This is a genomic window from Robertmurraya sp. FSL R5-0851 (assembly GCF_038002965.1).
Taxonomy (GTDB): Bacteria; Bacillota; Bacilli; order Bacillales; family Cytobacillaceae; genus Robertmurraya_A; species Robertmurraya_A beringensis.
This window is the reverse complement of sequence record NZ_JBBOOE010000001.1, coordinates 743776-755000: the sequence shown is the minus strand read 5'-3', so window position 1 is coordinate 755000 and position 11225 is coordinate 743776. Positions and strand designations below refer to the sequence as shown.

General features: G+C 44.7%; 8 protein-coding genes and 2 rRNA genes (1 of these 10 running past the window's edge). 1 reads left to right on the top strand and 9 read right to left on the bottom strand.

Annotated elements, in window-relative coordinates; all coding sequences use genetic code 11:
• The 8 genes from MKX65_RS03970 to MKX65_RS03935 all read right to left on the bottom strand — a co-directional run.
• Positions 1–2876, bottom strand: a 23S ribosomal RNA gene (locus tag MKX65_RS03970); it reaches 81 nt to the left of the window's first position.
• Between the two features lie 218 nt (positions 2877–3094).
• A 16S ribosomal RNA gene (locus tag MKX65_RS03965) occupies positions 3095–4651 on the bottom strand.
• The 16S and 23S rRNA genes sit together here, the layout of an rRNA operon.
• A gap of 361 nt (positions 4652–5012) precedes the next feature.
• The gene (gene pdaA / locus MKX65_RS03960) at positions 5013–5822 is read right to left on the bottom strand and encodes a delta-lactam-biosynthetic de-N-acetylase (RefSeq protein WP_160549110.1); all 810 of its coding nucleotides are present in this window, start codon (positions 5820–5822) and stop codon (positions 5013–5015) included.
• 65 nt (positions 5823–5887) lie between these two features.
• Positions 5888–6412 (bottom strand): chloramphenicol phosphotransferase CPT family protein, encoded by a 525-nt coding sequence (locus MKX65_RS03955; RefSeq protein WP_160549109.1) that lies wholly within the window; start codon positions 6410–6412, stop codon positions 5888–5890.
• A gap of 56 nt (positions 6413–6468) precedes the next feature.
• Positions 6469–8019 (bottom strand): FumA C-terminus/TtdB family hydratase beta subunit, encoded by a 1551-nt coding sequence (locus MKX65_RS03950; protein WP_160549108.1) that lies wholly within the window; start codon positions 8017–8019, stop codon positions 6469–6471.
• 151 nt (positions 8020–8170) lie between these two features.
• Positions 8171–8800, bottom strand: coding sequence for a hypothetical protein (locus tag MKX65_RS03945; RefSeq protein WP_160549107.1), 630 nt, complete (start codon positions 8798–8800; stop codon positions 8171–8173).
• A 5-nt stretch (positions 8801–8805) separates the two neighbouring features.
• Positions 8806–8982, bottom strand: coding sequence for a DUF4083 family protein (locus MKX65_RS03940; RefSeq protein WP_160549106.1), 177 nt, complete (start codon positions 8980–8982; stop codon positions 8806–8808).
• Positions 8983–9074: 92 nt separating this feature from the next.
• Positions 9075–9260: an SE1561 family protein gene (locus tag MKX65_RS03935; RefSeq protein ID WP_119706735.1), complete on the bottom strand. Its 186-nt coding sequence runs from the start codon at positions 9258–9260 to the stop codon at positions 9075–9077.
• A 180-nt stretch (positions 9261–9440) separates the two neighbouring features.
• Here MKX65_RS03935 and MKX65_RS03930 point away from each other — a divergent pair, with 180 nt between their 5' ends.
• Positions 9441–9623, top strand: coding sequence for a hypothetical protein (locus MKX65_RS03930; protein ID WP_340902451.1), 183 nt, complete (start codon positions 9441–9443; stop codon positions 9621–9623).
• A 17-nt stretch (positions 9624–9640) separates the two neighbouring features.
• Here MKX65_RS03930 and MKX65_RS03925 read toward each other — a convergent pair whose 3' ends face one another.
• A complete protein-coding gene (locus MKX65_RS03925) occupies positions 9641–11167 on the bottom strand; it encodes a recombinase family protein (RefSeq protein ID WP_340902450.1) in 1527 nt (508 codons plus the stop codon).
• Between the last annotated feature and the right edge of the window lie 58 nt (positions 11168–11225).

The window sequence follows — 11225 nt, the reverse complement described above, 5'->3', positions numbered from 1 at the left end:
CTTTCAGGGATCTTACTAGCTTGCGCTATGGGAAATCTCATCTTGAGGGGGGCTTCATGCTTAGATGCTTTCAGCACTTATCCCTTCCGCACATAGCTACCCAGCGATGCCTTTGGCAAGACAACTGGTACACCAGCGGTGCGTCCATCCCGGTCCTCTCGTACTAAGGACAGCTCCTCTCAAATTTCCTACGCCCACGACGGATAGGGACCGAACTGTCTCACGACGTTCTGAACCCAGCTCGCGTACCGCTTTAATGGGCGAACAGCCCAACCCTTGGGACCGACTACAGCCCCAGGATGCGATGAGCCGACATCGAGGTGCCAAACCTCCCCGTCGATGTGGACTCTTGGGGGAGATAAGCCTGTTATCCCCGGGGTAGCTTTTATCCGTTGAGCGATGGCCCTTCCATGCGGAACCACCGGATCACTAAGCCCGACTTTCGTCCCTGCTCGACTTGTAGGTCTCGCAGTCAAGCTCCCTTGTGCCTTTACACTCTACGAATGATTTCCAACCATTCTGAGGGAACCTTTGGGCGCCTCCGTTACTTTTTAGGAGGCGACCGCCCCAGTCAAACTGCCCACCTGACACTGTCTCCCACCCCGATTTAGGGGTGAGGGTTAGAATTTCAATACAGCCAGAGTAGTATCCCACCGACGCCTCCACCGAAGCTAGCGCTCCGGCTTCTCAGGCTCCTACCTATCCTGTACAAGCTGTACCAAAATTCAATATCAGGCTACAGTAAAGCTCCACGGGGTCTTTCCGTCCTGTCGCGGGTAACCTGCATCTTCACAGGTACTATAATTTCACCGAGTCTCTCGTTGAGACAGTGCCCAGATCGTTACGCCTTTCGTGCGGGTCGGAACTTACCCGACAAGGAATTTCGCTACCTTAGGACCGTTATAGTTACGGCCGCCGTTTACTGGGGCTTCGATTCAGAGCTTCGCTTACGCTAACCCCTCCTCTTAACCTTCCAGCACCGGGCAGGCGTCAGCCCCTATACTTCGCCTTGCGGCTTCGCAGAGACCTGTGTTTTTGCTAAACAGTCGCCTGGGCCTATTCACTGCGGCTCTTCTGGGCTATTCACCCTGAAGAGCACCCCTTCTCCCGAAGTTACGGGGTCATTTTGCCGAGTTCCTTAACGAGAGTTCTCTCGCTCACCTTAGGATTCTCTCCTCGCCTACCTGTGTCGGTTTGCGGTACGGGCACCTGTTACCTCGCTAGAGGCTTTTCTTGGCAGTGTGGAATCAGGAACTTCGGTACTATATTTCCCTCGCCATCACAGCTCAGCCTATTGCAAGTGGGATTTGCCTCACTTGCAGCCTAACTGCTTGGACGCGCATATCCAACAGCGCGCTTACCCTATCCTCCTGCGTCCCCCCATCACTCAAACGGTAATTTGGTGGTACAGGAATATCAACCTGTTGTCCATCGCCTACGCCTTTCGGCCTCGGCTTAGGTCCCGACTAACCCTGAGCGGACGAGCCTTCCTCAGGAAACCTTAGGCATTCGGTGGATGGGATTCTCACCCATCTTTCGCTACTCATACCGGCATTCTCACTTCTAAGCGCTCCACCAGTCCTTCCGGTCTAGCTTCAACGCCCTTAGAACGCTCTCCTACCACTGACATCGTGTGACGCCAATCCACAGCTTCGGTGATACGTTTAGCCCCGTTACATTTTCGGCGCGGAGTCACTCGACCAGTGAGCTATTACGCACTCTTTAAATGGTGGCTGCTTCTAAGCCAACATCCTGGTTGTCTAAGCAACTCCACATCCTTTGCCACTTAACGTATACTTTGGGACCTTAGCTGGTGGTCTGGGCTGTTTCCCTTTCGACTACGGATCTTATCACTCGCAGTCTGACTCCCATGGATAAGTCTTTGGCATTCGGAGTTTGTCTGAATTCGGTAACCCGATGAGGGCCCCTAGTCCAAACAGTGCTCTACCTCCAAGACTCTTACTACATGAGGCTAGCCCTAAAGCTATTTCGGAGAGAACCAGCTATCTCCAAGTTCGATTGGAATTTCTCCGCTACCCACACCTCATCCCCGCACTTTTCAACGTGCGTGGGTTCGGGCCTCCATCCAGTGTTACCTGGACTTCACCCTGGACATGGGTAGATCACCTGGTTTCGGGTCTACGACCACATACTCATTCGCCCTATTCAGACTCGCTTTCGCTACGGCTCCGTCTTATCAACTTAACCTCGCATGTAATCGTAACTCGCCGGTTCATTCTACAAAAGGCACGCTATCACCCGGTATTTATCCAAAGGAAAAATACACAGGGCTCTAACTACTTGTAGGCACACGGTTTCAGGATCTCTTTCACTCCCCTTCCGGGGTGCTTTTCACCTTTCCCTCACGGTACTGGTTCACTATCGGTCACTAGGTAGTATTTAGCCTTGGGAGATGGTCCTCCCTGCTTCCGACGGAATTTCACGTGTTCCGCCGTACTCAGGATTCACTCAGGGAGGGAACGAAGTTTCAACTACAGGGTTGTTACCTTCTATGACTGACCTTTCCAGATCGATTCGTCTACTTCATTCCTTTGTAACTCCGTATAGAGTGTCCTACAACCCCAAGAGGCAAGCCTCTTGGTTTGGGCTAATCCCGTTTCGCTCGCCGCTACTCAGGGAATCGCGTTTGCTTTCTCTTCCTCCGGGTACTTAGATGTTTCAGTTCCCCGGGTCTGCCTTCATTACCCTATGTATTCAGGTAAAGATTCTATCCCATTACGGATAGAGGGTTTCCCCATTCGGAAATCTCCGGATCAAAGCTTACTTACAGCTCCCCGAAGCATATCGGTGTTAGTACCGTCCTTCATCGGCTCCTAGTGCCAAGGCATCCACCGTGCGCCCTTTCTAACTTAACCTATGGTTAATTTGTTTCTACTCATTTAAGAGAGAAAACCTAAAATGGCGATACTCGATTTCTTTCTTGACTTTTTTACTTTATCTAGTTTTCAAAGAACAACGTTTGATGGATGGTTATTTTTGCTTTCGCAAAAAAACCTTATTAAACCATCAAAACTGAACAAGAACAAATCGTCACGTCTGTATTATGTCTTGCTTACGCAAGCATTTTCCTTAGAAAGGAGGTGATCCAGCCGCACCTTCCGATACGGCTACCTTGTTACGACTTCACCCCAATCATCTGTCCCACCTTAGGCGGCTGGCTCTCTTGCGAGTTACCCCACCGACTTCGGGTGTTACAAACTCTCGTGGTGTGACGGGCGGTGTGTACAAGGCCCGGGAACGTATTCACCGCGGCATGCTGATCCGCGATTACTAGCGATTCCAGCTTCATGTAGGCGAGTTGCAGCCTACAATCCGAACTGAGAGTGGTTTTATGGGATTGGCTCTGGCGTCGCCGCTTTGCTGCCCTTTGTACCACCCATTGTAGCACGTGTGTAGCCCAGGTCATAAGGGGCATGATGATTTGACGTCATCCCCACCTTCCTCCGGTTTGTCACCGGCAGTCACCTTAGAGTGCCCAACTGAATGCTGGCAACTAAGATCAAGGGTTGCGCTCGTTGCGGGACTTAACCCAACATCTCACGACACGAGCTGACGACAACCATGCACCACCTGTCACTTTTGTCCCCCGAAGGGGAACGCCCTATCTCTAGGGAAGGCAAAAGGATGTCAAGACCTGGTAAGGTTCTTCGCGTTGCTTCGAATTAAACCACATGCTCCACCGCTTGTGCGGGCCCCCGTCAATTCCTTTGAGTTTCAGCCTTGCGGCCGTACTCCCCAGGCGGAGTGCTTAATGCGTTTGCTGCAGCACTAAAGGGCGGAAACCCTCTAACACTTAGCACTCATCGTTTACGGCGTGGACTACCAGGGTATCTAATCCTGTTTGCTCCCCACGCTTTCGCGCCTCAGTGTCAGTTACAGGCCAAAGAGTCGCCTTCGCCACTGGTGTTCCTCCACATCTCTACGCATTTCACCGCTACACGTGGAATTCCACTCTTCTCTCCTGCACTCAAGTCTCCCAGTTTCCAATGACCCTCCCCGGTTGAGCCGGGGGCTTTCACATCAGACTTAAGAGACCACCTGCGCGCGCTTTACGCCCAATAATTCCGGACAACGCTTGCCACCTACGTATTACCGCGGCTGCTGGCACGTAGTTAGCCGTGGCTTTCTGGTTAGGTACCGTCAAGGTACCGGCAGTTACTCCGGTACTTGTTCTTCCCTAACAACAGAGTTTTACGATCCGAAAACCTTCATCACTCACGCGGCGTTGCTCCGTCAGACTTTCGTCCATTGCGGAAGATTCCCTACTGCTGCCTCCCGTAGGAGTCTGGGCCGTGTCTCAGTCCCAGTGTGGCCGATCACCCTCTCAGGTCGGCTACGCATCGTCGCCTTGGTGAGCCGTTACCTCACCAACTAGCTAATGCGCCGCGGGCCCATCTATGAGTGATAGCCGAAACCATCTTTCAGCTTTTCTACATGTGTAGAAAAGAATTATCCGGTATTAGCCCCGGTTTCCCGGAGTTATCCCAGTCTCATAGGCAGGTTGCCCACGTGTTACTCACCCGTCCGCCGCTAACAAAGAGGAAGCAAGCTTCCTCTTTGTCCGCTCGACTTGCATGTATTAGGCACGCCGCCAGCGTTCGTCCTGAGCCAGGATCAAACTCTCCAATAAAGAGTAAGATTAGCTCTTAAAGTTAAAACTTAGAATTAACGTTGACGTTTGTTGTTGTCTTGTTCAGTTTTCAAGGTTCAATTAAGCACTTGATTATCTTATAATATCTTTTCACCGTTGTCAACTTCTACGAAAAACTTTTTCAAAAGTTAATTTCAAGTCGTTGTTGTCGGCTACATGTCATACTATATCATCTTGATTCGCAGAAGTCAACTTCTGTTTTCAAATTAATTTTAATAGAGACTTCAGATTTTGAAGCAGAAGTATATCTTACATAATTCTCAGATAGAACACAATAACTTTTTTTAAATTTAATCACCAGAGGAAAAGCGGACATCATAGATATCCGCTTCACAATTTTTCATTTATTTCGTTTCCGAATCTTAAAGATCGGATCCTTCATTGCCTCACCACGAGTGTACTCATCCAAACTTTTAAAAGTATAACCTTTCTTTTTTAAATCCTTAATGATTGTTTCTAGCGCATCCGCATTGTCCTTAGATACTGTATGCAATAGCAATACTGCTCCCGGATGAATCTGCTTCATCACATTATTATAGGAATACTGCCAGCCCTTTTGGTCGTCGCGGTACCAGTCAACAAAGGCGAGAGACCAGAAAACGTGGGTGTAGCCCATTTCCTTTGCCTTCAATAGGGTGCGTTCACTAAACACCCCTCGAGGTGGGCGAAGGTATACCATATGCCTAACACCGGTTATTTCTTCGGTACCTGCACGAACTTTTTCAAGCTCTCTATAAAATCTTTCGTCGCTTACGGTCGTCATATCTGGGTGATAATACGAATGATTGCCAACAATATGACCTTCATCCGCCATCCGCTTCACAAGGTCAGAGGCACTTTCTAAGTAATGACCCGTTATGAAAAAGGCGGCAGGCACTTTCTCTTTTTTCAGCACATCAAGCACTTTGGCTGTGTACCCATTTTCATAGCCATTATCAAATGTTAGGAATATGACCTTTTTCTTTGGATCACCTTTATAAAAGGCTCCGTACTTCTCTAACAGCTCATCATACTCTTTTCCGGCTTCGACCGGTTCTTCATTTGAAGATTTTTTAAAGCCCCAGTGAATCGGAGCATTGGAGACACTTGCTGAGACGATGGTCGAAAAGCTAAGCAATAAGGAAAAAAGGATGGCTAACAGCTTTTTCATCTGTAGTCCCCTCTCACAGTACAAGTTTTCCTTATTGTCCGTAATTAGAGAGAAAATCATTCATGTTATTTAGAAAAACCGAGTGAAGCTTCGTTAGCTAAAATAAATTCGGCAATTGCTTTAGCACTCGCCTCCGTACCATTATTAAAAGTATCCACTTCAATATCATAGGCTTCCTTCTGTTGGTGAACAAACTGAAGCTGTAGTCTTGCTTGTCCAATTCTTCGATCGCCACGTGCCAATTCTCTTCTTTCCAGTTCCTCCACAGGACAATGAACACCTACAAAATAGATGGGATAGTCTTTCAATGTATGATAGGCATCTGTTATCGTTTCTTGATCGTGCAGCACATGGTCGATTATGAGATGAATGCCTTGATCGGAAAACATGGCAATCGACCGGTGGAAAAACGTTTCTGTCGGGACAGGAATTAGACGATCTGTCCCGCGTTCTTCCATCCTTTCGATAATCGTATCGAAGTCATCCACACTAAAATGAAAATAGTTAGGAAGAAACTTCACGATTTCCTTTGACAAAGTGCTTTTCCCTGCACTTGATACACCATTTAAAAAGATAATATTCCCCTTCATTTTCTCCTCCGTTATGTAAAAAATCGAGTGCTACTTCAGCACTCGACGATTTTATATTAAAAGACTCGTTCTTTGAATTTAGCCAGTTTTTCTAAAGATGATTTTTCCACATCTTGATGTAAGCTATTCCCATGAGAATCCATTGTCACGACTGCTGTAAACCCTTCTACTTTTAAATGCCACATCGCTTCTGGAATTCCAAATTGCATCAGGTCTACACCTTCAACCGATTTTATACAATCTGCATAGTATTGGGCTGCTCCCCCGATTGCATTCAAGTACACACCACCGTGTTCTTTTAACGCAGCTAGAGTTTTTAAACCCATTCCGCCTTTTCCAATAACCGCACGGATACCAAATCTCTTCATAATATCTCCTTGGTAAGGCTCCTCACGAATACTGGTTGTTGGTCCAGCCGCTTTTACATGCCATTTGCCTTCTTCATCCTTTAGCATAACCGGTCCACAGTGGTAAATGATTTGTCCGTCAAGGTTAATCGGTGCATCATGGTCAGACAAATATTTATGAATAGCATCGCGCCCCGTGTACATCATGCCATTAATTTTGACAACATCGCCCACTTGAAGTTCACGGATTTGCTCTTCTGTGATAGGAGCTTCAAGAGTAACCACACGATTCTCTGTTTCTTGAGATGCAGCTGTTTGTGCTTGCGCTTCTTGTTTCGCAGCAAAATCTACGTTCTCACCTTCTTGGTACATCCAGCTGTTGATCTCACCTGTTTCTGGATTCACCTCTACTCCTAAACGGCGATATGCCCAACAGTTATAAGCTACTGATACGAAGAAGCTCGCAGGGATACGGTTTATGACACCTACTTTACAACCAAGGAGAGTTGTTTCCCCACCAAAGCCCATCGTACCAATTCCCAATTCATTAGCGTGATCCATCACGTACTCTTCTAATTTTCGAAGATCTTCGTTAGGATTCACATCATCTACTGAACGGAATAGTTGCTCTTTTGCTAGCTCATAACCAGATGTTCGGTCTCCCCCGATACCGACACCGATAAAACCAGCACTACAGCCTTGTCCTTGTGCTTGGTATACTGAATGCATGATACATTTACGAATGCCATCTAGATCTCGTCCAGCACGACCAAGTCCTTCTAGCTCTGCTGGAAGGCTGTATTGAATATTTTTATTTTCACAACCGCCACCCTTTAAGATGAGGCGCACGTCGATATAATCCTTTTCCCATTGTTCGAACTTAATAACAGGGGTACCTTCTCCTAGATTGTCTCCACTGTTATCACCCGTAAGAGAGTCAACTGAGTTTGGACGAAGTTTTCCGTCTTTAGTTGCTTGAGCAATTGCTTCTTTAATCGCTTTTTTCATCACGATTTGGTTGGCTCCAACAGGCGTTTTAATTTTAAACGTTGGTAGCCCTGTATCCTGACAGATTGGCGACACATTGTCGTCTGCCATCTTAATATTATTTGTAATCGTTGCTAAGCTCATCGCTGAGCGTGTACCTGCGCTCTCTTTTTCCTTCGCCGCACGAATGGCACGTCGAACATCCTTTGGTAGCTTTGTTGATGTTTCTACGATGAGTTGATACATACTTTCCTGAAACTTCTCGATATTCATGACTGGTTCCCCTTCCCCATGTATCTAAAAAATAAGTATGAATTTTTCAACATTTCCCCATCACATATTATACTCCTATCGCGATTTGATGAAAAGGGTTTCGGCCATTTGTTCCATCCGCTCCTTGAAATATAGAAAAAGGCCGTGACATTCACGGCCGCCCCACTCCATATTTCTTCACCAACAAATACCTCTGAAGTCCATGCGTCAGGCGAAGGGCTTCTTGCTGATGCTTGATCTCGAGATCACTCTCCCCACGTCTGCCTGCAACGTCGGCTAATATTGCTTCTTTCATCCAAGGTTTTTTTTGCTCACTAGCGAGTTGCGAGGCACGATCTAGCTCTCCCTCCTCAATCGCTAACAGCCCTTCATAATACACTCTTAATGCTGGCTGTTTGATCTGAGCAATAGAGTCTCTTTTCTCCACTAACGTTCCTTTGTATGCAGCATAGGTAACAGAATAAATCGTATAATAATGACCTTTTTTATATTTTTCACGCACATCTCGAAGTGCTTTTTCTACCTGAAAGTCATCCTCTTTTGCTAACGCATAATAAAAGTGAAAAATGGGCTGATTCAGTCTAGCTTCTAAAAACCTCTCAACCTTTTTCATATCGTCTGTAAGATATAGGTTCATCATGATGGGCAAATAGCTCACTGCCATAGTAATCAATAAAATCACCACAATTAATATCCAAAATGGAATATCAACCAATGCGGCAATCACACCAAGTACGATGGCAAACCCTAATATGATCGAAAACTGACTTCTAGTTAACATATAAGTTATTCCCTCTTTCTCTCCTGTTCGAGCAATTCGATAATACGGTCAAGTTTTTCTTCCATCGCTGAAGATGATGGTTTCTTCGAGCGGTTTAAATAGCTCACAAGTATGTAAATAAATACCGTAACAAACCCGACCATTAATAGCATGGATAATATCTGAAATAACAAATCTCCCATATTCAACATTCTCCACATCCTTTCTATATATATGTACGAATATATCAAACATAAGTTTCATCATAGAAAAAAGTGCAGCTACACTTTATCATTTATTGATCACGGTTATTAAATTCTCGGCATTTTGATTCTAAATCGTCAATCATTTCAATCAGACGATCGATATCTTCCAGCTCGGTATTTTCTGGTTCAATCGCATCCAATACTTCAATAAACATATTTAGTCGTTGTTTTAAAAATGTAACCTGTGAATTTTTATCGCTTACTTTGTTACCCAATTTGACTCGCTCCTTTCACTCGTTTTTCATCCTACAGAAATTCCTTCTAACTTTCAAGGCTGTTTGCTTCTATTTTCCCCATTTTTCAAAGAAGTTGAACATGGATTGACAGATTCATCATACAAATTGATAATAGCAAAGGATGATCTTGATAAAAGTAGGCTGAAAAGGGGAAAAGAGATGAGTATTTCAATTCAAACAACTTCTAGTGATTCTGGGATTGGAGAAGACATTATTCTTAGAGAAACTGATACAACAAGACTTTTGTTTAGACCTGAGTTAGTTAATAACCAACATAATTCTGATGCATCAGTTAAGGGATGTTTTATTTTTCAAAAGAAGAAAAAAAGGATTTATGGTTAGTCCACATAGCATCCTACTCAATCCCAATCTTTATATACAACCTTAATCTCAAAGGGTTTTGTCTTTCCATCTCTGTCAGACTGCTCTTTCCAGTAGTAAACTTTGTCTATTACATCAAGGAGCAGTTTATTAGCTTTTACAGGATTAGCATCTGTATCCATAGAAAGGAGCATCTCTATTTTAGCCCTAGCTTTCTTATGCTTATCTACCTCAGACTTAGCATCTGCTCCCTCTAAGCCCTGTAATTCCTCCTCAATATTTAGCTGTTGCTCTTTAATAGCCTTAATCTCCTCAGTAGCCTCATCTTGCTCATAGATACCTGCCTTAAAGCCATCCTGTACCCTTTTCTTTTGCTCATTCAGTTTGTTATATTGAAGAGTTAGCTCCTGCTGTTTTCTAGCTACATTACTCAAGAAAGAGTTATCTCCTGCAATAATAGCCTCAATCCTGCTGTCAAGGTCAGTAAGATGCTGTTTTAGCTCATTAAATACAGCCTCCTCAACCCTAGATGCCTTTGTAGCATTATTTTTGCATTTTTCTCCTTTAAACTCTTGTTTTGCCCTCTGAGACTTAGAGCTAAAACAGTTAAGCAGGTACAGCTCTCTCTGAGATTTATCTAAAGCCCTTCTAGCTGACTTTTTAACATACTTATTACAGAAAGATAAAGTTTGCCCACAGTTTGGGCATACAAGTAGCTTAGACAAAGTATATACTCCTCTTTGAGACTGTTGAGGAATAGTTCTCCTACCAGCTCTAATCTCCTGAGCTTTTTTGTAAGTATATGCATCTACTAAAGCAGGATGAGCCTCCTCTACATGGATAACATCCTCTCCCTCTAGCTCATAATGTACTACACCTCTATAGGCTACATTGGACAGGATAAGGGAGGTAGCTCTTGGAGTGAAATTTTTTCCTGACCTTGTTTTAATCCCTCTGAGAGTCAACTGCTCACAAATCTCAGCTTGATTAAGCCCTTCCTCTACATACATTCTATAAATATCCTCTACAATCTTAGCCTCAGTAGGATGAGGGAGGAGATGCTTTTGCTCATCTTTTGCATAGCCATAAGGAGCAATCCCAAAGTAAACACCTTTCTTGATAGCCTGTATTCTTCCTCTCCTGAGCTTTCTTTTTGTCATCCTCATAAAGTGGTTATCCATTTCTGACTGGATACCTGTTACAAATATATCCTCATCATTCATAAAGTTATAAGTCTTATTCAATGTATACAGCTGTAGAGCCTCAGCTTTCATAAACCTTACAAAGAGTCCAAAATCTGTTCTGTCTCTTGTTATCCTGTCCTGATCTGTACAAAGGACTCCATCATAAATATTTCTTCTCAGCTCCATGAGCATCCTTTGAAACTCAGGTCTATTCCAATCCTCAGTGCTACCTTCCTCAGAAAATACCTCATACTCCATGTTATTCTTTTCTGCATAGTCAGTAAGTAGCTCTAGCTGCCTGCTTATCTCCATAGAGTCTGAATCCTTGAGCCTTGACTTTCTGACATAGATAGCTACTAATTTTTTTTGTACTGTTGCCATTAGCAGTATCTCCTCTCTATATCCTCAAAAGTGTAAGCATATTGCTTAGTATATTACT